24 protein-coding genes are annotated in these 26142 nt (G+C 55.9%); 6 read left to right on the top strand and 18 right to left on the bottom strand.

What is annotated here, in order from left to right; all coding sequences use genetic code 11:
- The first annotated feature begins 48 nt into the window (after positions 1-48).
- From AC6IZD_RS00310 to AC6IZD_RS00300, 3 genes are read left to right on the top strand one after another with little or no spacing between them, the layout of a single operon-like run.
- A complete protein-coding gene (locus AC6IZD_RS00310; protein ID WP_497785674.1) occupies positions 49-999 on the top strand; it encodes a GNAT family N-acetyltransferase in 951 nt (316 codons plus the stop codon).
- Positions 1000-1048: 49 nt separating this feature from the next.
- Positions 1049-1885: a sulfite exporter TauE/SafE family protein gene (locus AC6IZD_RS00305; protein WP_497785672.1), complete on the top strand. Its 837-nt coding sequence runs from the start codon at positions 1049-1051 to the stop codon at positions 1883-1885.
- Complete coding sequence (locus AC6IZD_RS00300) at positions 1882-2268, top strand: DUF1634 domain-containing protein (RefSeq protein WP_497785671.1); 387 nt, start codon at positions 1882-1884, stop codon at positions 2266-2268. The genes AC6IZD_RS00305 and AC6IZD_RS00300 overlap by 4 nt, the downstream gene beginning before the upstream one ends.
- Before the next feature lie 9 nt (positions 2269-2277).
- Here AC6IZD_RS00300 and AC6IZD_RS00295 read toward each other — a convergent pair whose 3' ends face one another.
- Together AC6IZD_RS00295 and AC6IZD_RS00290 are read right to left on the bottom strand one after the other, a co-directional pair.
- On the bottom strand, positions 2278-2559 hold the full coding sequence (locus tag AC6IZD_RS00295) for a hypothetical protein (RefSeq protein ID WP_497785669.1): 282 nt from the start codon (positions 2557-2559) through the stop codon (positions 2278-2280).
- A gap of 148 nt (positions 2560-2707) precedes the next feature.
- Positions 2708-3256, bottom strand: a complete 549-nt coding sequence (locus AC6IZD_RS00290) for an outer membrane beta-barrel protein (RefSeq protein WP_497785668.1) — start codon at positions 3254-3256, stop codon at positions 2708-2710.
- Between the two features lie 226 nt (positions 3257-3482).
- Here AC6IZD_RS00290 and lepA point away from each other — a divergent pair, with 226 nt between their 5' ends.
- The gene (gene lepA / locus AC6IZD_RS00285) at positions 3483-5297 is read left to right on the top strand and encodes a translation elongation factor 4 (RefSeq protein WP_497785666.1); all 1815 of its coding nucleotides are present in this window, start codon (positions 3483-3485) and stop codon (positions 5295-5297) included.
- A 395-nt stretch (positions 5298-5692) separates the two neighbouring features.
- Here the strand turns inward: lepA and AC6IZD_RS00280 are convergent, their stop codons facing one another.
- The 4 genes from AC6IZD_RS00280 to AC6IZD_RS00265 all read right to left on the bottom strand — a co-directional run bounded on the left by AC6IZD_RS00280 (position 5693) and on the right by AC6IZD_RS00265 (position 12551).
- Positions 5693-6355, bottom strand: a complete 663-nt coding sequence (locus AC6IZD_RS00280; protein WP_497785664.1) for an OmpH/Skp family outer membrane protein — start codon at positions 6353-6355, stop codon at positions 5693-5695.
- 197 nt (positions 6356-6552) lie between these two features.
- Positions 6553-9324 carry an outer membrane protein assembly factor BamA gene (bamA, locus tag AC6IZD_RS00275; protein ID WP_497787546.1) on the bottom strand — a complete coding sequence of 924 codons (2772 nt, stop codon included), beginning with the start codon at positions 9322-9324 and terminating at the stop codon, positions 6553-6555.
- Between the two features lie 219 nt (positions 9325-9543).
- A complete protein-coding gene (locus AC6IZD_RS00270; RefSeq protein WP_497785663.1) occupies positions 9544-11634 on the bottom strand; it encodes a molybdopterin-containing oxidoreductase family protein in 2091 nt (696 codons plus the stop codon).
- A gap of 53 nt (positions 11635-11687) precedes the next feature.
- Positions 11688-12551, bottom strand: coding sequence for an MBL fold metallo-hydrolase (locus AC6IZD_RS00265; protein ID WP_497785662.1), 864 nt, complete (start codon positions 12549-12551; stop codon positions 11688-11690).
- Positions 12552-12819: 268 nt separating this feature from the next.
- Here AC6IZD_RS00265 and AC6IZD_RS00260 point away from each other — a divergent pair, with 268 nt between their 5' ends.
- The gene (locus tag AC6IZD_RS00260; protein WP_497785661.1) at positions 12820-13758 is read left to right on the top strand and encodes an alpha/beta fold hydrolase; all 939 of its coding nucleotides are present in this window, start codon (positions 12820-12822) and stop codon (positions 13756-13758) included.
- 59 nt (positions 13759-13817) lie between these two features.
- On the opposite strand, the gene frr is transcribed toward AC6IZD_RS00260, so the two are convergent.
- From frr to AC6IZD_RS00220, 8 genes are all read right to left on the bottom strand, one after another.
- Positions 13818-14405 (bottom strand): ribosome recycling factor, encoded by a 588-nt coding sequence (frr, locus tag AC6IZD_RS00255; RefSeq protein ID WP_497785659.1) that lies wholly within the window; start codon positions 14403-14405, stop codon positions 13818-13820.
- Between the two features lie 129 nt (positions 14406-14534).
- Positions 14535-15251, bottom strand: a complete 717-nt coding sequence (gene pyrH / locus AC6IZD_RS00250; protein ID WP_497785658.1) for a UMP kinase — start codon at positions 15249-15251, stop codon at positions 14535-14537.
- 136 nt (positions 15252-15387) lie between these two features.
- Positions 15388-16038: a translation elongation factor Ts gene (gene tsf, locus AC6IZD_RS00245; protein ID WP_497785656.1), complete on the bottom strand. Its 651-nt coding sequence runs from the start codon at positions 16036-16038 to the stop codon at positions 15388-15390.
- 156 nt (positions 16039-16194) lie between these two features.
- Positions 16195-17067, bottom strand: a complete 873-nt coding sequence (gene rpsB / locus AC6IZD_RS00240) for a 30S ribosomal protein S2 (RefSeq protein ID WP_497785654.1) — start codon at positions 17065-17067, stop codon at positions 16195-16197.
- Between the two features lie 245 nt (positions 17068-17312).
- Positions 17313-17708 carry a 30S ribosomal protein S9 gene (gene rpsI, locus AC6IZD_RS00235; RefSeq protein WP_497785652.1) on the bottom strand — a complete coding sequence of 132 codons (396 nt, stop codon included), beginning with the start codon at positions 17706-17708 and terminating at the stop codon, positions 17313-17315.
- A 35-nt stretch (positions 17709-17743) separates the two neighbouring features.
- A complete protein-coding gene (rplM, locus tag AC6IZD_RS00230) occupies positions 17744-18175 on the bottom strand; it encodes a 50S ribosomal protein L13 (protein WP_497785650.1) in 432 nt (143 codons plus the stop codon).
- Between the two features lie 415 nt (positions 18176-18590).
- The gene (locus tag AC6IZD_RS00225; RefSeq protein WP_497785649.1) at positions 18591-18941 is read right to left on the bottom strand and encodes an STAS domain-containing protein; all 351 of its coding nucleotides are present in this window, start codon (positions 18939-18941) and stop codon (positions 18591-18593) included.
- 293 nt (positions 18942-19234) lie between these two features.
- Positions 19235-20344, bottom strand: coding sequence for an ABC transporter permease (locus AC6IZD_RS00220; RefSeq protein ID WP_497785647.1), 1110 nt, complete (start codon positions 20342-20344; stop codon positions 19235-19237).
- Positions 20345-20501: 157 nt separating this feature from the next.
- Here AC6IZD_RS00220 and AC6IZD_RS00215 point away from each other — a divergent pair, with 157 nt between their 5' ends.
- Positions 20502-20717, top strand: a complete 216-nt coding sequence (locus AC6IZD_RS00215; RefSeq protein WP_497785645.1) for a hypothetical protein — start codon at positions 20502-20504, stop codon at positions 20715-20717.
- A 160-nt stretch (positions 20718-20877) separates the two neighbouring features.
- Here the strand turns inward: AC6IZD_RS00215 and AC6IZD_RS00210 are convergent, their stop codons facing one another.
- From AC6IZD_RS00210 to AC6IZD_RS00195, 4 genes are all read right to left on the bottom strand, one after another.
- A complete protein-coding gene (locus AC6IZD_RS00210) occupies positions 20878-22341 on the bottom strand; it encodes a phosphoglucomutase/phosphomannomutase family protein (protein WP_497785643.1) in 1464 nt (487 codons plus the stop codon).
- A gap of 262 nt (positions 22342-22603) precedes the next feature.
- Positions 22604-23710 (bottom strand): mannose-1-phosphate guanylyltransferase, encoded by a 1107-nt coding sequence (locus tag AC6IZD_RS00205; protein WP_497785641.1) that lies wholly within the window; start codon positions 23708-23710, stop codon positions 22604-22606.
- 17 nt (positions 23711-23727) lie between these two features.
- Positions 23728-24747 (bottom strand): type I phosphomannose isomerase catalytic subunit, encoded by a 1020-nt coding sequence (locus AC6IZD_RS00200; protein WP_497785639.1) that lies wholly within the window; start codon positions 24745-24747, stop codon positions 23728-23730.
- 207 nt (positions 24748-24954) lie between these two features.
- Positions 24955-26142 carry a pyridoxal phosphate-dependent aminotransferase gene (locus AC6IZD_RS00195; protein WP_497785637.1) on the bottom strand — a complete coding sequence of 396 codons (1188 nt, stop codon included), beginning with the start codon at positions 26140-26142 and terminating at the stop codon, positions 24955-24957.

Raw genomic sequence — 26142 nt, 5'->3', positions numbered from 1 at the left:
CGTTACACTTAACCGGGCAGTCGACCTAAGCCTGAGGCCCTACGCAGAGTGGAGATTCTCGATCTACGCCATTTCGCTTCTACAGACCTGCGCTTCCTGATGGATGAGGAAGTGGGTGTCTGGCGAAACATCCTGCACTGGGACTACCGTTCCTCGGCAGACATGATTCTGCGCTACGCCGATTCACGTATTCTGCCCGGCTTCGCAGCTATCGAGCGTGGACGCGTGCACGGCTACTGCTTCTTCGTTTATGAAGGAGCTAAGGGCGTCATCGGCGATCTCTATGTGGAGTCAACCGACTCCACTCACCAGCGCCGGCACAGCATTGAGCTCGAGTTGTTGCGCCATGCGATCAGCACACTTCAGCAGTCACCTGGCTTACATCGCGTAGAAGCACAACTGCTCATCCATGCCAGCGGTGAACTCGCGGCCCCTTTTCTGGAAGAGGGATTCCGGCGCTACCGGCGTTTATTTCTCTCTCGCGCCATCGACCCGAACTACATCGTGCCTGACCGCGAACTTCCACACGACATTGAGATACATCGATGGAACGACGCGGATTACCAACCCGCAGCGCACATCATCACCGCCGCATACCGCGACCACGTGGACAGCGACGTGAACGATCAGTATCGAACTATCTCCGGTTCTCTTCGTTTCTTGAACAATATCGTTCGATTTCCGGGGTGCGGAGTCTTCGACGCTACATCTTCATTCGTTGCGTTTCATCGACCAACGCACACGCGGGTGGGATTATTGCTTTGCTCTCGTGTTCGTCACGACGTGGGACACATCACTCAGGTCTGCACTCTTCCCGAGTATCGCGGCCAAGGGATTGGCGAGCATCTGCTCCGCTACTGCTACGCCGACCTCACGGCACGACGCTTTAGTGAGCTTTCGCTTACCGTAACGGAAGAGAATCAGCGAGCCTATGAGCTGTACCAACGTCTCGGATACGAACATGTGCATACATTTGACGGCTTCGTGTGGGAAGGCTAGCGACTCGCATGCAGGACATCGATTGCGTTTTTGAATCTAGTAGCTTGAAATGACAGTTCTACACTTCACCGTATTCCTCGCGATCGGTTCGTTTCTCGCTGGATTCCTCGGCGCGCTCACTGGACTTGGCGGTGGAGTTGTCATCGTTCCTCTGCTCGCTCTCGTCTTTCACGTTGATATGCGTTACGCCATTGGCGCGTCACTAGTGTCGGTGATCGCGACATCTTCCGGAGCTGCCGCTGCTTATGTTCGCGAAGGCTTCAGCAATATGCGGATCGGCATGTTTCTGGAGATAGCGACAACAGTCGGTGCAATCATTGGAGCGTTGATCGCAACACACGTCTCTACCTCGACGATTGCAATTGTGTTCGGATTTGTCCTGCTCTATTCGGCGTATCTTTCCCTTCGCACCCGACCACCTCATCAGACTGAAGGGCGTCGCGACGCACTGGCCAAGGCATTGCATCTCGATGGGGAATATCCAACTGCTGATGGCATGCAGGGCTATACGGTGCATCGCATACCGCTCGGTTTTGGTCTGATGTTCGGCGCGGGGACACTCTCAGGACTGCTCGGAATCGGCTCCGGAGCGGTGAAGGTACTCGCCATGGATCAGGCGATGCGAATCCCCTTCAAAGTTTCGACCACCACGAGCAACTTCATGATTGGCGTTACTGCAGCGGCCAGTGCAGGACTGTATCTTGCTCGCGGCTATATAGACCCAGGTATTGCGATGCCGGTCGTTCTTGGGGCGCTAGCCGGCTCAATGACCGGAGCAAAGGTGTTGGTGAAAGCTCGGACTCGTTCGTTGCGATTGGTTTTTAGTGCAGTGATCGTCGGGCTCGGGATTGAGATGATTTTCAATGGCCTAACGGGGAAACTATGAAGACTTCCGACATGGACGACCAGCGCATGGAAGAGTTCATTGGTCGGCTTCTACGTGTGGGAGTTATTCTTTCCGCCATTGTTGTTCTCGTGGGTGGAGCTGTTTATCTCACCCATCATGGACACGCCACGGCTGACTACTCCAATTTTCACGGAGAACTCTCACCGCTTCGCAGCATCAGAGGGATACTTCATGGCACAAAGCAGTTCAGCGGGCGCGCCATCATCCAGCTAGGAATGTTGTTGCTGATCGCTACGCCCATTGCGCGTGTTGTATTCTCTGCGTTCGCATTTGCGCGTGAACGCGATTACCTGTACGTGGGGTTCACGCTGGCCGTACTCGTAGTGCTCGCCTACAGCCTGCTCGGAGCCGGAGCCCACTAGCGATACTCTTCAGCCCAGCAACCCAAGTACTCCCTTGCCGAGTTGTGTTCTGATCGCCGCCAGATGAGCGGAGATTTCCACGAGAAGATCAAGTAATTCTGCGAGTGCAATCGCACCGATGCCGCAGAACAGCAGAGTCAGGCCCGAAAGTCCGAAAGGATTCTGCGCCAAGTTGAATACTCTCAGTGCCAGGCTGACAAAGCCCATCAGTCCAGCAATCATTCCCCCAGCAATGAGTAGCGGCACGAGAATCTCGGCCCTTCCATACTTTCGCAAATCTGCCAGGGACATTGCGTACACCTCCAGATGATCGCTGGAAGCATACGCGCACTCGTGCTCAAATCCAAAAGAGAAATGTCTTGAGGGTCGGCATGAGAGGCGCAAACCCACGCCATTGCCGGCCCTCTTTGATCAGACGCCTCCGGAATCGGATCGCCGTTTAGAACTTCACGACAAGCCCGGTGGAGATTCGTGCATCATCCTGCCTTCCACCGTGGAATCTGGTCTGGAGATCATCAGCCTGCAGTCTCCAACTCACACGGGGAATCAAGTGATAGTCGATTCCGCCGCCGATGGCATTAGCAAAGCCGGTTTCGCTACCCGATCCAAAGTCGGTGGATTCGTGCAAATGCGAGGCGCCGATCAGAATATGAGCGAACGGACGAATCTTCCCTACAGAGAACGAGACACGAGGTCCGAAGAGGTAGCTTTGCACTCGAGTCTTTGCATCGACATTTGTACCAAAGCTCGATGCGGGAACGCGAAGCGTGCCATACTGCGCACTCACGTCGGCTACGATTCCGATGAACGGCAGAAACTTGCCCTCGAGCGATCCCTCCCATCCATTGAGATTGCCTCGGTTGTTCAAACCCGTATCCCCGTGATTGTAGGAATAGCCAATAAACACGTTTCCAAAACTTGGGATTTGAGCAAATGCAGCGGCACTCACCAGCAGTAAAGCCAGGAGTGTTGCAATTCGTTTAGCCAAAGTACCCTCCTTACAAGCTGTTCGAACCCCGAATTCCTCCGGAGGTTGCGGGCACTGCCCCAGCGCTCGCCAACCGGTTACAAAAGAGTTTAAATCCGCTATCGCCAACCGCGAGTTCGCCTTGGTAGCGCCAAAAAGGCGCCTTCGTAGGCAGGTGATAGAATCGGAAAATAACGTCAGCGTAGCCTCGCAAATCGTGCGGGCAATGGCATTTCGAAAGTAAATCATGGACCGCACTCTGATACGAAACTTCGCGATCATCGCGCACATCGACCACGGCAAGACCACGCTCTCCGACCGCATGCTGGAGATAACCGGCTCCCTTAGCGCCCGCGAGATGGCCGGCCAAGAGCAGGTGCTCGATGCCATGGACCTGGAACGCGAGCGCGGTATCACGATCAAGGCCCACGCCGTCCGCATGATGTACACAGCCAAGGACGGCCAGACGTATCAGCTGAACCTGATCGACACGCCCGGGCACGTTGATTTCTCCTACGAAGTTTCGCGCTCGCTGGCATCATGCGAAGGCGCGCTGCTGGTGGTCGATGCGACCCAGGGCGTAGAGGCCCAAACGCTCGCCAATAGCTATATCGCGATCAATCACGGGCTCGAAATCATTCCAGTCATCAACAAGATTGACCTGCCAAGTTCCGACATCGAGCGCACGAAGGAAATGATTGAGAGCGCCGTGGGACTTGATGCCTCCGGGGCAATCCCCATCAGCGCCAAGACAGGCCAAGGCGTAGTCGATGTGCTCGAAGCCGTCGTGCAGCGAGTTCCCCCACCGAAGGGCAGCGTAGATGCTCCGCTGCAGGCGCTGGTTTTCGATTCGTGGTTCGACAGTTATCGCGGCGTCGGGGTGCTGGCGCGCGTTGTCAATGGCCGACTCTACAAGGGACAGAAAATAGAGTTGATGGCGAAGGGGACGACATTCCTTGTTGACACCATGGGTGTGTTGACGCCTGCAGCGAAAGAGGTCAACGAACTCACCGCTGGCGAAGTTGGATTCTTCTTCGCAACTATCAAGACAGTAGCCGACGTGAAGATCGGCGACACCATCACCGACGCGGACAAGCCCGCGCTCGAGGCTATGCCCGGCTTTGAAGACATCAAGGCAATGGTGTTTGCGGGCCTCTACACCGTGGACTCACACGAGCACAACCTGTTGCGCGACGCGCTCGAAAAGCTTCGCCTCAATGATGCGTCGTTCTTCTTCGAACCAGAAAGCTCAACCGCACTTGGTTTCGGCTTCCGTTGCGGTTTTCTCGGCCTGCTCCACATGGAAATCATCCAGGAGAGGCTGGAGCGAGAATACAATCTCGACCTGATTGTCACGGCCCCGAGCGTGCGCTACTACGTCACGCTAACCAATGGCGAGACAATCGAAGTTGATAACCCTTCCCGCTGGCCCGACCCTACGCTGATCGACACTGTCAAAGAGCCAATCATCACCGCGATGATTCTCACCGCAGAAGAATACGTGGGCGGCATTCTGAAACTCGTCGAAGAGAAACGCGGCAAACAGAAGAACTTTGAGTATGTAGGCGCGAGCCGAGTGATGCTCACCTACGAATTACCGCTAAATGAGATTGTTCTCGACTTCTACGACCGTCTCAAGACGGTTTCGCGCGGCTATGCCTCGCTCGATTACCATCTCTCCGGTTATTGGGAATCGCCGATGGTCAAGCTTGATATTCTCGTCGCAGGCGACCCGGTAGACGCACTTTCCATCATCGTGCATCGCGACTACGCCTACGAACGCGGCAAGGCTTTGGTTTCCAAGATGCGCGAACTCATCCCGCGCCAGCAATTCGAAGTGGCCATCCAGGCAGCCATTGGAGCCAAGATTGTAGCTCGCGAAACCGTTGCCGCTCTGCGCAAAAACGTCATCGCCAAATGCTACGGAGGCGACATCTCGCGTAAGCGTAAGTTGCTGGAGAAGCAAAAAGAGGGCAAGCGGCGCATGAAGAGGATTGGCAAAGTGGACATTCCACAGGAAGCTTTCCTCGCCGTTTTACGAGTCGGCGCGAACGAAGATTGACGACAAATCCTAAGGCGAGGAACAAGGGATGACAAGATTGGCAAGTATGGATGTGTGCAAAACCTCGCGATGCAGTTTTTGTTGAGTGCCAACGGTTTGGTCGTCAAGCATTTTCTGCCAATTAATTTATCCCGTTTATTGTGTGCAGCTTATAGACGAGCGCTCAGTTCTGCAAAAGCCTAACTGCACTGAGACCAGTTCTTAAATCAGAGTTTCTCCTCAATTCTTCACATGTTTTCCACAGCTCTCATTTACTAACTCGTTAACCTTGGTATTTGAAGTTCGAGATTCGCTATGGTCTAGCGACTCTGTGCCGAGTGTGGGAGTTCTGAGCAAAGAAAAGGGCTACCTGAATTTACAGGCGGCCCTTTTTTCTTAAAGCTCTTTCTGGGTCGTTACTTCTTTACCGGAGCAGCCGGTGCGGTCTTGGCGGCAGGAGCGGCGGTCTTGGCGGCAGGAGCGGCGGTCTTAGCGGCAGGCTTCGCCGGAGCAGGAACGCCGGACTGCGTGTTGTACGCGTCCACAATGGCCTTAGTGATATCGACCGAGTTGGCGGCCCATAGAACCGGGCTCGACTGGCTGGAGACGTCCAGGATCAGCGTGTAAGCGTTTTCCTTGGCGTACTTGTCCAGAGTCTCAACCATCTTCTGCCCGATGCGGTTCGCGATCTCATTCTGCTGTGCCTGAATGTCGCTGTTTGCGTCTTCGTAGTTGCGCTGCAGGGTCTTCTTCTTTGCGTCAATCTGCTTGAGAAGGTCGTTGCGAGCTTCGTCGTTCAGCTTGTCGCCCTGAGTGTTGAACTTCTTCTGAAGCTCATCCACTTCCTTGTTCAGGTTCTCAAGCTCGGAACGCTTCGGGTCGAACTTCTTCTGCAGCGATTCAAAATCACGCTGACCTTCGTTCGAGTTCACGATGGCAGCTTGAATGTTCACAATGCCTACTTTTGCGACTGTAGGCGCTGCGGAAGCTGCAGGAGCAGCAGATTGGGAGAAGGCCGGAACGCTGAGTACTGCGGCCAGCGCCATGGCCGGGAGCAAACGTGCAAAGTTGCGATTCATGGAGATTAGCCTCAACTCCTCTAGGAGCTTACGGAAATTCCGCAGAAACCTTTCAGAAGGCGGGCGAGCCGCAAACGATCCAGCTCCAGCCCTGATGGATTCCTCTGACGGATGTTCCCGATTATAGGTTGCAGAAAAAAGAGCGTCAAACGACTTTGCTGGCGACGCCCTATTTCCCAGTGAATTCACGACAATCCTTAGAATGTAGTAGCCACGGTGAAGCGGAACGTCTTTCTCGGCTCACGCAGCCTGTACGAAGGATTGTAGGTTGCAATAGCGTTCTGATACGTGAAGTCGCCCGCCGCACCCGCCGGGAACATATCTCTTGAGAGACGGTTTGCCTGGGGCGCTTGGGTATCGACGCGCAATGGGTTATACGCATAGAAAATGCGGAACGGAGCATTCACCACAGGCAGAATCACCTGAAGTTCCGCACCGGTCGACATGCGCATCACGTAATTCGTGTGCGCCAATGGCTTCAACTCCTTGCTGAACTGCAGGAATTGAGTGCCTTGGCAGGTGTTGTAAGTCGGATCGTAGCTCGGACAACCGAATGGTGTTGCATTCAACTGGTTGACCTGCTGATCGCTCAAGCGCAACTGCGACTGGCGAATTGCCATGTTCATGCCCGTATCGGAGAACAGGGCAAACGTCACCGGTCCAACAATAGGAATGCGGTATTCGACATTACCTACCCAGCTCGTATCGCCGCCCGGGAACACCAGACGCGAGATCGGGATGTTAACCGTAGCCGAACCAACGCGCGGATTGTTCGGATCCTTAGGAACCGGGTTGCCGTCAGGGTTGGTCAAGGTGATGGAAGCCTGGTCAGAGATCAGAGCGATTGGACCAGCGGCGCGGATATCAAAACCACGCAGGTCGGTATCGCCGCCCTGGAAGTAACGCTCAAACGGCGGCGCAGTCTTCCCTGCATAACCGGTAATGAACGATCCCTGCAGTCGTACGCCGAGGGTCTGTAATCCGTCTTTTCTCGGATGGAGGCCCTTCATCGGGATGAATTGCTTGAACTCACCGATTGGACGAATGTCAGAAACGTTTCCACCGATGCCGGCGATGTCCATGCCGACGAAGTAGCTGCGGCCGCTGTGCGGACGCATCGGATTATCGATGGTGCTGCTGCTAAAGCTGGGAACCAATTTGCTGGTACGAATACCCTGCAAAGCATTGGCGCCGCCAACACTCCGATATGCCAGGAACTCAAAGTACAGTCGCGAAGCATCCGTGAATGTGGTGATGCTCGAGCTGTCGAACGAATAGGTCAATCCCACGCGCTTAAACGAACGATGCAGCGGATAGCTCGCCGACACCGTGAAGCCTGTGCTCGACTGCGAGTAGTTCTGCAGCGAGTTCAGGTAGATGTCAGGAAGATTCGTCTTCTGGCCGGTAGCGATGCTGGCCTGCCGCGCCTGATCGTACTTGAAGTTGCGCGTGAAGACCGTGAACCCTAACTGAATGGGCTTATCAAAAAGATACGGTTCGGTGAAGCCGAACATCACATCGCGCTGGTACGTTCCGAGCGATGCCGAAACCGACAGCGTTTCACCGAGGCCGAGGAAGTTGTTGGTCTCGTAATTGAGTCCTACGAAAGAGCCCGATAGGCCACTGACGCCGCCATTCAATCCGATGGAGTTCTTGCCCTTCTCCTTCACCTTGAGATTGATGTCGACCGTGCTCTCGGCTACGTCTTGGTGAACTTCCGAATCCTGTTCCGGCTTGAGGGTTTCGAAGTAGTTGAGCTGGTTCAATCGCAGCAAGCTGACTTCCCACAGGCGGGAGTTGTATATCTGACCTTCTTCAAGAGCCAGTTCGCGACGAATCACCTTGTCACGAGTCGTGGTGTTGCCAGAGAACTCGATGCGACGAACGAAGAACTGCTTACCTTCATCGACGTCAATCTTCAGCGTGATCGTCTTGTGCTCTTCGTCGATTTCAGGAGTCGGCACGTTGGTTTCGTTGATGTAGCCCAGCGAACCATAGGCCTTGCGCAATTCCTCCAAGCCCTTGCCGACCTGGGTGCGATTGAACCAATCGCCGTCCTTGATCTTGAAAAGTCGGCGCAACGCAGCGGTGTTGGTGATCGACTTGTTTCCGCTGAAGGTGATTTCCTTCAACTTGTAGCGCTCGCCCTCTTCGACAGGGATCGTGATATCCACGGCCTTGCCATGACGCGACTTGAACGGGAAGTACCAGGCAATGCCGTTCACATCACGGGTCTTCGTTTTCGGATCTTCGACAATCGCCTTGAAGTAGCCGCGATCCTGATAAGCAAAACGCACTCGCTCGGCGTCTTCGCTGAGCTTGGTTGCGTCAAATGTGCGGGCAAACAAGTTTTCAAGAATGAGGCTGTGCGGAATACCGATCGGCCTAGAGTTGTGCATCGCGGCGCGCAGGTAACGCGTCGGCACCTTCTTGTTGCCTTCGAATTTTATGTTGCCAACCTTTACCTTCGGGCCTTCTTTGATATTGAAGGTGATTCCGACTGCAGCCGGGGGAATCTGGCGCACTTCGGTGGTAATGGTGGCAAACTGGCGACCGTGGGCCGCCAGCAATTCCTTCAGAACGACCTCAGCCTTCTTCACGCGCGTGGGATCGAATTGGCTTTCCTGGCTCAGTCCGACTTTTCGCTCTTTGAACTTATCAAGCACATCGCTCTGCGATACCGCGTTGAGGCCGATGTACTTGATTTCACGAATTGTCGGCTTTTCCTTCACATAAACGTGGATGATCCAGCCCTTAGGACTCTCTTCACGTTCAATGCGAAGGTCATCGAAATATCCCGCGTTCCACAGCGAGTTAAAATCCCGTTCCATTCCCGCCGGGTCGTAAACATCGCCGGGGCGGGTAAACATGCGGGACTTAATCGTATCGGCCGGAATGCGGCGATTGCCGTGAATCCGAATATCTTCGATGATTCCCTGCTGTGCCAGTGCCATGCCACCGAGTAGCATGAGCACGACGCAAATGCGAACCAACTGGAATAGCCCGCAAGGTACTGTGCGGTTCAGGCGAGGCGCGGCGCAATAACTAGAGCGAAGAATAGCGAGACCCTCATGCGTAAATCTTGGGCGCGGAAGGTCCAATTATACAGGTTCGGGTGCTTACAAAGCTATCCAGAGAACGCGCAGTCTTGCGACTTCTCTATCCAGTCTTGGCAAATCGGACCGCAACTAAACCTTTTCTACATCGACAAGTGCCGAATAGAAGGTTGCGGAGTTCCCCATATCGGTGAGCCTATCGCTAGTCAACACGTTGATATTCTTGCCTCCCGGAGAGGTTCGAGCCCAATCCAGATAGCTTGCGACCACGCCGGGAGGCACGCTATTGTCCACCCGAGCGCGTAGCTTCACTTCGCCGCGGTCGTTGTGAACCCGGAGGGTATCTCCGTCGTTAATACCCCGGGCTGAGGCATCAACAGCATTCATCTGCAACTCGAACTGCCGCTCCATTTTCTGATGCCCCGGAAGGTTGCAGAAGGTGGTGTTCAAGAAGTTGTCATGCTTGCGAGCCAGCAGTTCCAGTGGATACCGCTGTGCGTGCTCCGTGTGGCGCGACTCCGTCGGTGCGACAAAATCAGCGACCGGGTCTAGTCCTTCCGATGCCAACGCTTGATCACATAAAGCGACCTTGCCATTCGGCGTTGGGAAGCCATTGGCAAACGGAAGATATGCACCATCCACTCGCGGCACGTTCAGCGGAATAGAATGCTCGCGCTCCAACCTCTCGCGCGTGATCCCCTCTAAGAAGTGCGCGCCCGGCGCGCCCTGCTTGACAGCAAGTGCGTTGTCAATCATCTCTTCATCAGACGCGTAAAGGCAGTCATCCTCCAGGCCCATGGCACGCGAAAGTCGGCGGAAAAGCTCGGAGTTACTGCACGCCTCTCCCATCGGAGCAATAGCCTGATCGGATAACTGCAAATTGATGTGTCCGTATGACGTCACCAGGTCCTTGTGCTCAAGGAAGGTCGTTGCCGGAAGCACGATATCAGCGTAGTCGGTTGTGTCCGTAAAGAACTGCTCATGAACAACGGTGAAGAGATCAGTGCGTTTCAACCCTTCGATAACCAGATTGTGGTTCGGACAGACTGCCGCAGGATTACACGCATACACAATCATCGCCTTGACCGGCGGCTCAAGTGTCGGATCCGTCAGCACCTTCCCGAGTTCATTCATGTTCAACGTGCGGGCGGGGCGTCCTAGAGCCTTGATCATCAGATCTTCACGACGGACAGCCTGCTTGTTGATGGCGAAAGTTCCCGAGGTCGAAAGAGTTAGCCCGCCGCCAAGTTTCTTCCACGCACCTGTGATGGTGGGAAGCATCGTGATCGCCCTCACGGCCATGCCACCGTTTTCGCTACGCTGCACGCCATAATTCAACCGAATGATCGCCGGACTTGTGATGGCGTATTCACGAGCCAGTTTCTCGATATCCTCAACAGGAAGGCCGGTGATCTCGCATACGCGGGCAGGCGTGTATTGGGCGGCGCGCTTTTTCAGTTCCTCAAAGCCTGTCGTGTGCGCGTTGATGAACTCGGCGTCATGCAGATTATTTGCGATGATGTAGTTCATCAGGCCAAGCGCCAGAGCAACATCGGTTCCGGGACGAATTGCGAGATGCCAATCTGCAACTTTCGCCGTGCGCGTGCGGAATGGGTCGATGACTACAAGCTTTGCGCCGTTGCGCCGTGCTTCCTCGACGAATGGCCAGAGATGGATGTTGGCGCCATGAATATTCGCGCCCCAGGCGATGATATAGCGCGCGTGGCGGAAGTCTTCGAGCGGAGGACCGTACTTCGCACCCAGCAACCCAGCTAACGCGACGCCTCCCGCTTCCGAGCAGATCGCACGCTCCAACTGTGACGCTCCGATGCGATGGAAGAAGCGGTGATCCATGCCGCTGCCCTGTACAACACCCAGCGTCCCGCCATAAGAAAATGGCAGAATCGATTCCGAGCTAAACTCCGCCGCCGCTGACTTCAACTTTGCTGCAATCGTCTGCAGCGCTTCATCCCACGTAATCCGTTCAAATGCGTTCGGCCCCGATGTGCCCTTGGGTCCAACGCGCTTCATGGGATAAAGCAGTCGGTCGGAAGAATAGACTCGCTCCAAGTATTTGGCTACTTTGCCGCAGAGAAATCCGCGCGTAACGGGATGATCGGGATTGCCTTCGATCTTTGTGGCACGGCCATCCTCTATCGTAACGAGAACGGAGCAGGCATCAGGACAGTCGTGTGGACAGGCAGCATGAACAACGCGGCTCATCTACAAATTATAGGCGGAATGCGGACTTCGCTCAAAAGCTGCCGACTGTGGCCCTAGGCTGCGGGCTTTCCCTTCTTCTCGTCGCTGACGTGCATTTCGGCCCGCGCCTGCTCCACGTACTTTCCCTGCTCAGGCATGGCGATTCGGTCGAAATCTCTCGAAAGTTGCTCGAGTTTTTCGGGAATATCGGCGCCCGCCATCGGATGGCCGTGTCCAGGAGCGAGTGTGAGTGGACGCAACCCCGCCAGTTCCTCGACCGATGCTTTGGCCGCAACCCAGTCGGGGGTGTAATAGGCCGGAGGGCCTGTCAATTCCGGCTTCTGGCTTGCCACTGAAATCATCGACATCTGGTTTGCGGTGCAGAATGCATCTCCCACTAGCAACAGTCGATCCTCCTCGCGAAACAGGGAGATGTGACCAACCGTGTGGCCCGGGGTGTGAATCCATCGCCAACCTGGGAGCAGCGGGACAGAGTTATCTTCCGGCAGCGGACGGAGATGCTTTGACACGTCTATCGGGCCGCGTGGATACATAGGTGAAAGCCGCGACATCAATCCACCGCCGACCTTCGGATCTGGCGGGGGATATTGCTCGCGTCCTGTAAGGAATGGATGTTCTAGCTTGTGAGCGTAAACCGGGATTCGCCACTCGTCGGCAAGATCGGCGCAGGCTCCAATGTGATCGAAGTGACCGTGTGTAAGCACAATAGCGCGAGGGGAGTGCCCTGAAAAGCTGTGCTGAATCCAATTTCGTATGTACGTTGCAGAGTGCGGTAACCCGCAATCCACCATGACCCAGCCGCCATCGGATGCAGCGATGCCATAAACATTCACAAACAGAATCTGTAGGCCAACAACTCCAGGAGCTACGGCGTCCAGAGGGAGAACTTCGTTTTCCTGAATAGGAAGAGTCTCCATAGTGTCACCTCATTTCGCTGAGGTTTACGATGCCATCTGCGGCGTGGGTGTTGCGGTTTCCACGCGGACCAACACCATATCCACGCTCTCCCTTACTGAAATCTCGCTCTTGCTCAAATGCATCTGACCATCAGGACAGCGCTGAAACGTAGATACATCTAAACCGATGATCGCTGGCTGACTCGAATTACTACCGGAGTTGATAGAGATGATTGGTAGCGCAGCTTTGGACAGAGCGAGGAAAAAACTCGGTCTGGCTGGGAGTGTAATGCTTTCGACCGCTGCTTTACTTGGCGGAGCCGCGGCGATTGTTCGGAGCAAGACCTCAGAGGCGGTTCAGCAATTTCCTCCCGAGGGAAAATTCATCAAGGTCGATGGAGTCACGTTGCACTACATCGAGCGTGGCACCGGCCCCGCACTTGTGCTGCTCCATGGAAACGTCTTCATGGCACAGGACTTCACACTGAGCCCGCTATTCGAACTCGCCTCCCGTCGTTACCGCCTCATCATCTTTGACCGCCCGGGGTTCGGGTACAGCGACCGGCCAGAAGAGCGAGTGTGGACCCCGGCAGAACAGGCTGAACTGTTTCACCATGCGCTTGAGTTGATGGGCGTCGAAAACGCATACGTGCTAGGACACTCTTGGGGTGCATTCGTCGCGCTGGAACTTGCGCTGCGATATCCGAACTCTATCGCAGGAGTGATTCTCGCCTCCGGCTACTTCTATCCGACCATGCGCCTCGATGCAATTGGTCCGACGATTCTCTCGATGCCTGGAATTGGAGATGTCCTCAGACACACGGCTTCACCACTGATTTCCCGCGCCATGTGGGCTTCGATGCTCCGCGTGCTTTTTGAACCCGAAGCAGTGCCGGAATACTACGACAAGTTTCCGGTCTGGGTGGCACTGCGTCCGTCTCAACTGCGCGCGGCCGCCGAGGAAGGAACCATGATGGTGCCCGGAGCGTTCGCGTTCCGCAATCGGCTACACGATCTGAGCGTGCCCACCATGATTATCGCTGGCGAATCTGACAGGGTGGTGGACATCGGGAAGGAATCCAGGCGACTGCACGCAGAGATTCCTCACTCTCACATCCGAGTGATCAAGGGCGCCGGACACATGATTCATCACACCGCGCCCGAGCAAGTATTGGAAGCCATCGATACGCTTGCAGAGTCAACTACCCGCTCCGCGCGGCAACGATAATTGCAAAACAGAAGCCCTCCTTCACTGGAGGGCTTTTGCGTATCAATTGCATTGCAAGGTCAGACCTGCATGACTTCCTTTTCCTTGACCTTGAACATCTCTTCCATCTTTTTAATCTCGTCGTCCGTGACCTTCTGCATCTGCTCGAGCGAACCGCGCTCTTCGTCCTCGGAGATCTTCTTGTCTTTCATCGCCTTTTTGATGGCTTCATTGCCATCGCGACGGATGTTGCGAATGGCCGTGCGATGCTCTTCGAGAACCTTGTTCAGGTGCTTCACCATTTCCTTGCGACGCTCTTCCGTGAGCGCAGGAATGGGAATGCGAATTACCTTGCCATCATTCTGCGGGTTGAGACCGAGATCCGAACTGCGAATCGCCTTTTCGATGGCTCCAACCAGGGACATATCCCAAGGCTGGATCGTGATGAGTTGCGGCTCCGATGCACTGATGTTTCCAACCTGGTTTAATGGCATCGGCGAACCATAGGCATCCACGTGAATGCCATCGAGCAAGTGCACACTCGCACGGCCAGTGCGCTGCGAAGCCAGCTCCTTACGGAACGCCTCGACAGCCTTTTCCATGCGCGCCTTAAGCTGTGTGAAAGTATCTTTGAGGGCGGGCAGTGCCGCCATGCTGATCTGAGCCATAGGTGTACTCCGTACAAGCCTGCCGATTATAAACCGGGTAAGTTCTTCTGTGTACTTCTTCGCGTAGGAACGACTTAGGAAGCGCAGATGCGGGTCGCCGTGGCGGCCCGCATCTGCCAAAATGCCTGATTAAGCGGTTACGATGGAGCCGACCTTCTCTCCAAGGCACACCCGGCGAATATTGCCTTTGGTGTTCAGATTGAAGATCTGGATCGGGAGGTTGTTCTCGCGGCAAAGGCTGATGGCCGTAGCATCCATCACGCGCAATCCAAGCTTCAGCACATCGGTGAAACTGATGGCGTCGTACATCTTTGCCGAGTGATTCTTGACGGGATCCGAGTCGTAAATACCTTCCACCTTGGTCGCCTTCATGATCACTTCAGCCTTGATCTCCATTGCGCGCAGCGATGCCGCGGTGTCGGTGGAGAAGTACGGATTGCCCGTGCCTGCGCCGAAAATTACGACACGATCCTTTTCGAGGTGACGAATAGCGCGACGGCGAATGAACGGTTCAGCAACCTGGTTCATTTCGATTGCGCTCATCACCCGGGTATGCACGTTCTGCTTTTCAAGCGCATCCTGCAGCGCGAGCGAATTGATCATGGTGGCGAGCATGCCCATGTGATCGGCAGAGACGCGATCCATCTCTTTAGCCTGATCGGCCACACCGCGGAAGAAGTTTCCGCCGCCAACCACTAGTCCAATCTGCACTCCGAGCCGGTGCACATCGGCAACTTCGGCTGCAATTTCATGTACGCGGGTGTTATCTACGCCGAAGCCCTGGCCCGCCGCCAGTGCCTCTCCCGAGAGTTTTAGAAGAATGCGTTTATAAATGGGGTCTGCCATGATTGTCTAACAGTGTAAACGATTGGCGGTGCACTATGCCGCAATCGAAACAGAACTCGCAACTCCGGACACAAAAACGGGACGGATGACTCCGTCCCGTATATTTGAAATTGTGATCAGGTGCTGAAGGTCTGAACTACTCAGCCTTCTCTTCGGCAACCTGAGGCTTCGTGATCGCAATGGTTTCGGTTGCCTCACCAACTTTGAAGCGAGCGAAGCGGCGAACAGAGATGTTCTCGCCGAGCTTGCCGATAAGGGTTGCGATCAACTGGCCAATCGTGACGCTCTGTTCCTTGATGAAGGGCTGCTCGAGCAAGCAGACTTCCTCGTAGAACTTGCCCATCTTGCCGGCGACCATCTTCTCTGCAATGTTGGCAGGCTTGCCGCTGGCCATTGCCTGCGCCATGAAGATGTCCTTCTCGCGCTCGAGATCGGAGGCTGTCACATCTTCCTTGCGGATGTAGCGCGGATCGACAGCAGCGATGTGCATAGCAATGTCGTGTACCAGAGTCTGGAACTCAGCAGTGCGTGCAACGAAATCGCTCTCGCAGTTCACTTCCAGCAGAACGCCAATTTTCCCGCCCGCGTGAATGTAGCTGGTCACCACGCCTTCGCTGGTGGTGCGGGTCGCTTTCTTTGCTGCCGTCGCCATACCGCGCTTGCGCAGCACGATGATGGCCTGCTCCAGATCTCCGTTCGCCTCAGTGAGGGCTTTCTTGCAGTCCATCATGGGCGCGCCGGACTTTTCACGGAGCTCTTTAACCATTGTTGCGGTAATCTCTGCCATTGCAAAAACCTTTCTTGATGAGTACGGCCGGGCGAGGCCAGGCTCCTAAACGTTACTTTGTAAACGCAATCCAGTTCTCGCAAAACGACCCGCGCCGAAGCTTGCAGCGCGGGTCGCGTTTCACGAGAATCTCGTGAATATCCTGCCTGCTGCGGGTTACCGCGATTCCACCTCTACGTCGTTCTCAGCAACTGCTTCGACCTTGCGCACGCCTTTTCCGAGAACGTCTTCCATATTGACGTCTTCGGCCGGTGCCACATCAGAAGCAACCGCTTCACCTTCGGCAGCTTGACCTTCAGAGCTGGCCGAGATGCCGGCGGCGATTTCAGAAGTCTGCTTGTCGGTTGCAGCCTGGGAACCTTCTACGACCGAATCGGCAACCTTGGAGGCAAACAAGCGAATGGCGCGCAGTGCGTCGTCATTGCCGGGGATAACGTAATCAACTTCGGTCGGATCGCAGTTCGTGTCAACGACGGCGACGACCGGAATCCCCAACTTGCGGGCTTCCTTCACCGCGATCTGCTCCTTATTGGAGTCGATCACGAAGATCGCATCGGGAAGGCGGCTCAAACTCTTAATGCCGGCGAGGTTGGCCTGGAGGTGCTTGCGCTCGCGCTCCAGCTTCACAACTTCCTTCTTCGGCAACAACTCATAGCGGCCATCGGTCGCCATTTCGTCCAATTCTTTCAGGCGCTTCACCGACTTCTGAACGGTCACCCAGTTGGTGAGCAGTCCACCCAACCAGCGCTGGTTGATGTAGAACATTCCGCAGCGAGTCGCTTCTTCAGCGATTGCTTCCTGAGCCTGACGCTTGGTGCCCACGAACATGATCGTGCGGCCTTCGGCGGCGTTTTCCTGCACAAAGCGGGACGCTTCCTTGAACATCTTCAGCGTCTTCTGCAGGTCAATGATGTAAATTCCGTTGCGCTCGCCAAAGATGTATTCCTTCATCTTCGGATTCCAGCGCTTTGTCTGATGCCCGAAGTGAACACCAGCTTCGAGCAGCTCTTTCATGGTGATATTGGCCACTGTACCTCCTTCGATGGATTTGCATTACCCGCTCTGCGCAATGCGCCGGGTAATTCAATTCCCGTTGCCCGCCCCGGAATTAGCGGGAGCGGGAAGATTTTTGTGGTTCCGTACACAACAAAGTTCCTTACGCTGCCGAAACCTGCAGCGCAGGATAAAAACATTGAGTACCGCGTTTCACGTCCCTGACAGCAAACGAGGCAACCACATTCGCCGTTGCCGACGAATGTGGGACCACCACTCGATTAACGCTTGCTGAACTGGAAGCGCTTGCGGGCGCCCTTCTGGCCGTACTTCTTGCGCTCTTTCTGACGCGCATCGCGTGTCATGTAGCCTTCGGCCTTCATCTTTGCGCGCAGTTCAGGATTGAACTCCTGCAGAGCGCGGGCGATTCCCATGCGAACCGCACCAGCCTGAGCCGTGACGCCACCGCCGGAGCAGTTGGCAATCACATCAAAATTGCCGGCAGTTTCGGTAAGAATCAATGCCTGACGAGCAATGATGCGCTGCACGTCGGTTACGAAGTATTCCTCAAAACCCTTGTCATTGACCTTGATCACGCCAGTGCCAGGGCGAAGGAAGACGCGGGCTACGCTCGACTTGCGGCGGCCCGTTCCATAGTATTGAACCAGTTCAGCCATTCGTTGTTGATCCTTGCTTCTTATAAGCGACGCGGTTACACGACCGCGGCAATCGCCTCAGGCTTCTGAGCCTGATGCGGATGCTTATCGTCGCGATAAACCTTTAGTTTAGTGGCCATGGCACGGCCCAGTTTCGATTTGGGCAGCATGCCTTCAATGGCTTCCTGCACAATCAACTCAGGCTTACGAACCAAGCGCTTGGTGAATTCTTCTTCCCGCAATCCACCGGGGAATCCAGTGTAGCGGCGATAGACCTTGACATTAGCCTTCAGGCCTGTGAGTTTCACCTTGCTGGCGTTGATGACTACGACATGGTCGCCGGTATCGAGAAACGGCGTATAGCGGGGGTTATCCTTGCCGCTAAGGATGCGCGCGACGCGCGAAGCCAGGCGTCCGAGGGTTTGCCCATCGGCATCCACGACGTACCACTTGCGCGCAATCTCCCCCTTGGGGAAATAGGTTGACATTTCCAAACTCTCCCAGATGTAAAAACCGACTATCGAGAAGACCGTCCCGGCCTCACTCAGCCTGAATGCGACAGACACCAGTACACCCCTCGGCCGATTTCTCGACGAGGAGTTCGAAGACCCAAGACTTTAGTCTGGGAACTTCTTGCACATTCGTGCGCGGGCAAAACCGTCAGCAGAACCGCTTGCAGATCCAGGTCCGGAGGACCGATAGAATCTGCGGCGACGGAATACCGTCAGGCGGGCAACCGCAGGACGACCGAAAGACTATACGGTAGCGCATGCCAGAGTTCAGTGTCAACGCCGACAGACGCAGGCAACCGACGGCGTTTACACGCCTTCAGCTCCATTCCCGATCTTTCGCAGTATAGCACAACAGAATAGGCTAGCCCGCAGAGACCGCAAATATGCGTGTTTACAGGTGTTCGCCATAACCTTCGAACACGCTGAGGAGCTTTGAGAGGCGCAGGAGTTCCTGCACGCGAGCACTCAAGTTGATGAGTTTGAACTGCTTCCCTGCTCGCTTCGCCGAGACATAGAGACCGACCAGAGCGCCGAGCCCGGAGCTGTCCATGTAGCTGGCATCCGTCAAGTCCAGCACGATCTGTCTGGAGTCTGGCATGAGGATCGCATCGCGGACTCGCTCCTGCAAGACGGGCACCGTGTCACTAACCACGCGCCCATGGCAGCGCAGAGTCGCGGTGTCGCCCGAAACCGAAGTTTCAATATGCAAGGTGGAGCGCGGAACAACAGGGTCGGCAGCCATCGGGGTTCTCCCAAACGCGGAAGCGCAGTGGGAGAGTTTAGACCCGAAGCAGGGCTGCTCCTGCAGTTTTCGCGGAGCTCTGGTTATTCACTAGAGAGTTAATCCCAAACCAAGCACAGAGTTACTGATTGGTGCATGGTTTTCTGGAGGGCGCTGGGGCAAGGTCCGAATCAGGAAATTCACAGAATGATGTGGCGAGAGGTGAGGGGATTTGCCCCTTACGAATCATTGTTATCAGACATGAAAGCCTCCGGAATAAACCGGAGGCTTTTCGGTTGCGATCTCTCTCGAGGCTACTCGTATGCGAGAGCCTCGATGGGATCTTTCTGAGCCGCTTTGAGGGCCGGATAGAGAGCTCCGAGTAGAGCGCCGATGATGGCAATGATGGACGCACGCAAAACCCAGTGGTTATCCCACACAACTTTGTTCAGCGGGAACTTGTAATTGATCAGCGCGGAACCGACGCCGGTGAGAACGAGTCCGAGAAGCACGCCAAAGATCGAGAGTACGAACGATTCGCGGAGCACAGCGTTGACGATGTAGAGGCGCGTGGCACCTAGCGATTTCAGAATGCCGATCTCGCGCGTGCGCTCCATGACGGCCGTGTACATCGACTGGAAGATCACAATAAAGCCGATGATTACGGAAATGCCGATCACGACATTGAAGAATGATCCAAGGCCCGGCATGTTGGAGACCGTCATCAGCGAAGTGTACTCGGCTAGCGATCGGGCAACGTACTGATCCATGCCTGGGACCTGCTTGATCTCAGAGACGATTGCATCAGCGTTGTCGGGAGTGTCGGCCTTGACGTAGAACATGCTGGCCTTGCCTTCGGAGCCGAGCAGGTCCTGCAGGGTCTTCATCGGTACGTAGCGGCGCGCGCCTTTGCCGTGCTCGACAATTCCGGAGATGCGGAAATCGGTGTTGAGCATCTCGTAGTGATCGCCGACCTTGGTGTGATTCTGCGCGGCGAAGAGGTCATCGACAATCATGTCGTTGGGACCCTGGAACGGGCCGCCGGATAGGAACTGGAAGGGACGTCCCATTTTGTCGAAGTTGTTCGGCGAGTTGGGATCGAGATCGATGCCCGCAATAATCTCCAGACGCTTCGAGGTGACGATGTGAGTCACGATGGGGGCCACAGCAGCGACATGTGGGAGAGTACGCAGCTTGTCGGCGACTTTGATCGACACGGGAGCCCCAGTCATGCCACTGAGGAAGCTGGAGCCGGGCGGCTGAACCATGACATCAAAGCCGATTCCCTTTTGGCGATCAGCATTGTCGTTGAGCATGCTCATGCAGAGGCCCACGATGAGCAGAATCAGCGTGACTTCAATCGCAATGGCGAAAACGCTGATCAGGGTGCGCAAGGGCCGGTGCACCAGGTTGGAGAAAACCATCTTATTCACCCTTCGAGGATACCAAATGGGAGCGAAGTTTCGCGAAGGGGGCTAGGTTTCACAAAGTTCGCGAGGTGGAAAAGCCGGAGAGCAGGTTTCAAAGTTTCAACGTTTCAAGGTTGGCGGGCAGAACACTAACCTTCAAAGAGGAGGCGGCATGTTCGGGAAGTACAAGCGGGAACGAGAGAAGGCTGTGAAGCGTGCGGCTCTGGGAGCGGCGGCTGTTGGTGCAATAGCGCTCGGTGCGTTTGCTTTAGGCGCGGTGGCAGTTGGTGCGGTGGCGATTGGAAGTCTGGGAGTGGGAAAGGCGAAAGTTAAGACGTTGGAGATTGATGAGCTGGTCGTGGGGAGGTTGGTGGTGAAGGAGCGATAGACGTTGCTCTCCTCAAGAAGGTCAAGAGCAACAGCAACAGCAACGAAAGAACCGTTGGTAAGCGCTGCGCGCTTCTTCGTTAGATCCCACATGCGCTCGCCAAAAGAGGCGAGCGTATATGGGGCACCCGCGGTGCTTAGGTCTTCGCCAGGTTGAACGGTCAGGCGTTGGTGGCGCGCTCGTGGACGAACTCGAGGGTGGCGGCGAGGATTTCGTCGACAAGCTCGGGGGTCGGAGCTTCGCTGTAAACGCGCAGAAGAGGTTCGGTGCCGGAGCCGCGAACGAGAACCCAGGCTTCGGCGGGCGGGACGCCCGGGGCCTGTTTGACGGAGGACGCGTTGAGCGCGGCGGCGGGGATATCGAAGAAGAATTTGAAGCCATCGAGGTCTTCCATGTGGTTGACCTTGAACTTGCCGAGATTCGCGGGGCGGGCGGCAGCGCGACGAAGGGCAGACTGCTTGATTTCTTCGGTGAGGTGCAGATCGCGGCGTCCATAGTAGTGGCGTCCGTATTTCTGCTGGAGGTCTTCGACGAGCTGGCCCATGGATTTGCCTTCTTCGGCCATGACGTTGGCGAGAAGCAGCGCGTTGAGAGTGCCATCGCGCTCGGGAAGGAAGCTCGGGATTCCGATGCCGCCGGATTCTTCACCGCCGATGAGCACCTGCTTGCCGCGAAGAACGATATCGGCAACGTATTTGAAACCGATCCCGTGCTCGATGAGCTCGCGATTGTAGGCGCGGGCGATGCGGTCGAGCATCTTGGTGGTATTGAAAGCGCGAGTGATTGCCCCGGGCCACTGCTTGCGCTTGAGAAGCCATTCGAGCAGCACTGCGTAGCACTTGTGCGCATCGACCAAGGCACCGTCTTCGGAGACGGCTCCGATGCGGTCGGCATCACCGTCGGTAGCAAGTCCCGCGTCGCAATGGTTGGCGACAACTGCTTCCTGAAGACCGCACAGGTGCGGCAGGATGGGCTCGGGATTCATGCCCGGGAACAGAGGATTGATCTCGTTGTGGATGGCTACGTGGGGCACGCCGAGTTCGGTAAAGATGTCGGAGATGATGGTGCGCCCGGCTCCGTACATGACATCGACGGCAAACTTCTGCTTCGCTTGCGCGATCAGCTTGAGATCGACAAAGGCTTTCACGGCGGCGATGTAGTCGGTCTTAAAATCGGCTTCGGTGACTGATCCGCCCTTGCCCTCAACGTGCGGAGCGTCGAGGAAGGACTCGATCTTCTTGATGATGTCAGGAGATGCGGAGCCGCCATAGCTCGCCTTGAACTTAACGCCATTCCAGTTCCAAGGATTGTGGCTGGAGGTGATCATGACGCCGCCTGCGGTGCCGAGCTTTTTGACCATGTAGCTGAGGGCAGGCGTAGGCGTGATTTCGCGCGCGAGCTTTACCTGAATGCCGCTGGACGCGATGGCTTCAGCACTGATTTCGGCGAAGCGGCGCGAACCGAAGCGCGTGTCGTAGGCAACGAGAATGCCCTTAGCGGGGTCTTCGTACTTGTGGACGTAGTTGGCGATGGCGTAGGCGGCACGACGGACATTTTCGAACGTGAAGTCGTCGGCAATTACGCCGCGCCAACCATCGGTGCCGAACTTGATTTGCTGAGTCATGAATGAGTCCTTTAGTGCGTTGTTGCTGACACGCGTGCAGTGAAAGCACCGTGGCCGAAAAGCCTTTTGGGCAGCGGTAGATATTGGGACTGCTCTGGGATCCTTCGTTGCGCTCAGGATGACAGCTCAAAAACACGTTGAGAGGGCCAGCACCCTGCCCTCCACAAGTCCAATACCCGGTTAATCTCTGCTTGAGGATGCAGCCCCAGAGTTGGAAATGCGCCAACTCTGGGCCACCTTCGAACTTTTCAATCGCGCGAAACTATATGAGCTTCGACCGCTTCTGCTCATCGAGATATTTTACGATCTTGCCTACATCCTGAGAGCGCTTAATGGTGGTGATCAATAGCGCATCGCCGGAATCTACGACGACCAATCCCTCAACTCCAACGGCGGCGACAAACTTACCGGGCGCGTGCAGGTAATTGCCATGCGCGTCGAGCGTGAAATGCGTGGCGGCGGAGATGACGTTGTCCTTGTGTTTCCCTTGCGCGATGCGGTGTTCGAAGTGAGCGGCCCAGGAGCCAAGATCGTTCCAGCCCCAATCGGCGGGGATGCAAAAGATGTTGGACGGGTGTTCGCTGGAACGCGGCTCGATGATGCCGTAGTCAACGCTCTTGTCATCGCACTTGGAATAGAGCTTGCGCAGGGTTTCGTCGAACTTGCGTGTGCCCCAAGTGGCGGCAATCTTTTCAAGTTTGTCGGCAGTGGCGGGCAGGTATTTGCGAAGCGCGTTCACCAGCGTACGTGCCGACCACAGGAACATTCCGCTGTTCCAGTAAAAATTTCCGGCGGCAATAAACTGCTCGGCTGTGTCCGTGTTGGGCTTTTCGCGGAAGCGGGTGACGTGCGTGACCGCGCCTTTGTAGGCGTCGCCAGCCTCGATGTAGCCGTAGCCCGTCTCGGGGCGCGTGGGCTTAACGCCCATGACGATGATGTTTTCCGATGCGGCGGCAAGAGCAATGCCTGTCTGGAGATCTTTGCGGAACTGCTTTTCCTTCTGAATGACCTGATCGGAGGGAAAGAGGCCAAGGACAGCGTCGGGATTGCGGCGATGAAGGATGAAGGCGGCGAGTCCGATGGCGGGTGCGGTGTTGCGGCCCACTGGCTCGGCGATAATCTGCTTCTTGGGCAGCGCGCGGAGCTGGCGAGCGATGTTGTCGCGAAGATCGCCGTTGGTGATGATCCAGAAATTATCGGCAGGTGCCATGGGAAGCAGTCGCGCCACGGTTTCCTGAATCATGGAATGGTCGGAGTTGAGCGGCAAAAGCTGCTTTGCAAAAGCTTTGCGGCTGAGAGGCCAGAAACGCGTGCCGCGTCCTCCGGCCAGAATGATTGGATAAAACTCAGGCTTGCGAGTCCTCGCCAAGATTCAATCCCTTCAAACTAAGAATGCGTGATTGCACTTCCAGTATGCAGATTTGTGAGGGGCTGTGCCAGCTTTTCCGACGGCAGGCGCATGCGGAGAATTTCAGCCGACCACTGCGGGCGCACGGTGTATTCGCGAGCAGATGCTGGGATGACAACGGTCTCACCACGCATGAACGGCACGGGCTGCGCATCGGCGGTCTCAACGACGGCTCCGCCTTCAACGCAGACGAGCACCTGAACGGAGGTCTTGCAGGGTTCGGAGTGAATCGTGAGCGGGCTATCGATCTTGTGTTTTTCTACGATGAAGCAGGGAGAGGCAACGAGGAGGTCGTGTCCGTCGCGGCCATCGAAATTGGAAATGGGCTGCGGGGGAACGAGTCCGGCGTGAGTCTTCTCTTCGATAGCGGCGAGGCCTTGTTCGAGATGAAGTTCGCGCGGGCGTCCGTAATCGTAGAGGCGATAAGTGAGGTCGCAGTTCTGCTGAGTCTCGATGAAGATGGCATTCGGACCAATGGCGTGCACGGTTCCGGCATCGACGTACACCATGTCTCCGGCATGGACGTCGAGCCAGTTGAGCATGTGTTCTGCCTGGCGTTCCTCGATGGCGCGGCGGAACATGTCGCGATTGATGCCGGGGCGCAGACCTAGACCTACCGTTGCGCGTTCGACGGAGCGAGCAACGTACCAACATTCGGTCTTGCCGCAAGGATGGCCGATCTGCTGGGCGCGGGCGTCATCGGGGTGAACCTGCACGCTGAGCTTCTGACGGGGAAATAGAAACTTAATGAGGAGCGGGAAGCGAGCGGGCTCGGGTGCGGCCTGGCCGGTGAGTTCAGATGAGAACTGCGATGACAGATCGCGAAGAGATTGTCCGGCGAGTGGCCCGTTGGCAATCTTGCAATCTTCTCCTGTGAGCCAAACTTCTCCGATGGGCTCGCCTTCGACGGGGCGATTGAAGTAGGGGCGAAGATCGCGTGTGCCCCAGACTCTTTCATGAAATTCTGGAAGGATCAGGAGTGGATACAGTGAAGACATGACTTGGGGCCTTTTAGCAGCTGAAGAACAGAGTACCGCAGCTTACCGTTTGGATGGAAGCAAAGGGGGAATGAGATGCCGAACAGCAACTCATTCCCCCTTTCAATTGCAATACGGAATAACGCGAATTTGAGTCTTTCTAAATACCTTGGAATTAGAAAAACCCAGAGTTGGAAAAACGCCAACTCTGGGCCACCTTTCCCCTAGCTAGAGTGCGGAGAAGAAGCTCTTGACGCGCTCTAGGCCGCGATCAATCTCCTTGGATGAAGTGGCATAGGAGAAACGAATGTGTCCGGGCAACCCGAAAGCCTCGCCTGGGACGCAGACCACATGGCCTTCACGCAGCAGACGCGAGGCGAGTTCAGTGGTGGTGATGCCAGCGCGATTGGCGATCTCCGAAACATCGGGGAAAGCGTAGAACGCGCCTTCGGGCATGTTGCATTTGACGCCGGGGATGGCGCGGAGTCCGGAAACCATGCGCTCGCGAAGCTGGATGTATTCGGCACGCATGTCGGCCACGCACTGCTGCGAAGCGGTCAAGGCGGCGACTCCAGCCTTCTGCACAATGGAGGTCGGATTGGAGGTGGACTGGCTCTGCAGTTTCTGAAGCTGGTTGATGACAGGCTTTGGAGCCAAGGCGTAGCCGAGACGCCATCCGGTCATGGAATAAGTCTTCGACAAGGAGCCCATGAGCAGGAGGGAGTCCTTGTACTCTTTCAGCGAGCCCAGCGAGAACGGGTGGCCAGTGTAGTCGAGGTACACATAGCACTCGTCGCTCATGACGTAGATGCCGCGCGAGGCTGCGAGTTTAACGATGGCGGCGAGGTCTTCGGGCGAGACAACGGCACCGGAAGGATTGTTGGGCGAGTTGAGCAGGATGATGCGCGTGCGCGGCGTGATGGCTTTCTCGACCATAGCAGCGGTGAGGCGGAAATCCTCAGAGGCAACAGTCTGGACAAAAACGCACTTTCCTCCGCAATACTCGACCATGTCCTTGAACGAAACCCAGTAGGGCACGGGGATGATGACTTCGTCACTATGATCGACGAGGACCTGGAAGGTGTTGAACAGGGCGTTCTTGCCGCCCGTGGTGACAATGGTTTCGTCCCAGGAGTAGGCGGAGCCGAAGTCCTGCTGATGGCGCGACGCAATAGCGGCGCGAAGGTCCTTGATGCCTGCTACAGCGGTGTACTTGGTGAAATTGTTCTGGATCGCCTCGATGGCGGCCTGCTTGATGTGCTCAGGGGTGGCGAAGTGAGGCTCACCGGCACCGAAGTCGACCAGATCCACACCCTGCGCGCGTAGGGTGGTCGCGTCGTTGTTGATGGCCATGGTGGCCGAGATTTCGATGCGGCCAATGCGTGCCGTAAATGCGGTAGCTGCGGTAGTAGACAC

The sequence above is a fragment of the Koromonas humicola genome, from assembly GCF_059726255.1.
The sequence above is the reverse complement of the archived record's forward strand: the minus strand, read 5'-3'. Positions and strand labels throughout refer to the sequence as shown.

Coding starts and splice junctions, on each gene's coding strand:
- lepA (WP_497785666.1), top strand. CDS start 3,483: ATGGACCGCACTCTGATACGAAACTTCGCGATCATCGCGCACATCGAC.
- tsf (WP_497785656.1), bottom strand. CDS start 16,038: ATGGCAGAGATTACCGCAACAATGGTTAAAGAGCTCCGTGAAAAGTCC.
- AC6IZD_RS00265 (WP_497785662.1), bottom strand. CDS start 12,551: ATGGAGACTCTTCCTATTCAGGAAAACGAAGTTCTCCCTCTGGACGCC.
- AC6IZD_RS00280 (WP_497785664.1), bottom strand. CDS start 6,355: ATGAATCGCAACTTTGCACGTTTGCTCCCGGCCATGGCGCTGGCCGCA.
- AC6IZD_RS00225 (WP_497785649.1), bottom strand. CDS start 18,941: ATGGCTGCCGACCCTGTTGTTCCGCGCTCCACCTTGCATATTGAAACT.
- AC6IZD_RS00305 (WP_497785672.1), top strand. CDS start 1,049: ATGACAGTTCTACACTTCACCGTATTCCTCGCGATCGGTTCGTTTCTC.
- AC6IZD_RS00220 (WP_497785647.1), bottom strand. CDS start 20,344: ATGGTTTTCTCCAACCTGGTGCACCGGCCCTTGCGCACCCTGATCAGC.
- AC6IZD_RS00270 (WP_497785663.1), bottom strand. CDS start 11,634: ATGAGCCGCGTTGTTCATGCTGCCTGTCCACACGACTGTCCTGATGCC.
- AC6IZD_RS00260 (WP_497785661.1), top strand. CDS start 12,820: ATGCTTTCGACCGCTGCTTTACTTGGCGGAGCCGCGGCGATTGTTCGG.
- bamA (WP_497787546.1), bottom strand. CDS start 9,324: ATGCTACTCGGTGGCATGGCACTGGCACAGCAGGGAATCATCGAAGAT.
- pyrH (WP_497785658.1), bottom strand. CDS start 15,251: ATGGCAGACCCCATTTATAAACGCATTCTTCTAAAACTCTCGGGAGAG.
- rplM (WP_497785650.1), bottom strand. CDS start 18,175: ATGTCAACCTATTTCCCCAAGGGGGAGATTGCGCGCAAGTGGTACGTC.
- AC6IZD_RS00300 (WP_497785671.1), top strand. CDS start 1,882: ATGAAGACTTCCGACATGGACGACCAGCGCATGGAAGAGTTCATTGGT.
- AC6IZD_RS00200 (WP_497785639.1), bottom strand. CDS start 24,747: ATGTCTTCACTGTATCCACTCCTGATCCTTCCAGAATTTCATGAAAGA.
- AC6IZD_RS00295 (WP_497785669.1), bottom strand. CDS start 2,559: ATGTCCCTGGCAGATTTGCGAAAGTATGGAAGGGCCGAGATTCTCGTG.
- frr (WP_497785659.1), bottom strand. CDS start 14,405: ATGGCTCAGATCAGCATGGCGGCACTGCCCGCCCTCAAAGATACTTTC.
- rpsI (WP_497785652.1), bottom strand. CDS start 17,708: ATGGCTGAACTGGTTCAATACTATGGAACGGGCCGCCGCAAGTCGAGC.
- AC6IZD_RS00215 (WP_497785645.1), top strand. CDS start 20,502: ATGTTCGGGAAGTACAAGCGGGAACGAGAGAAGGCTGTGAAGCGTGCG.
- AC6IZD_RS00210 (WP_497785643.1), bottom strand. CDS start 22,341: ATGACTCAGCAAATCAAGTTCGGCACCGATGGTTGGCGCGGCGTAATT.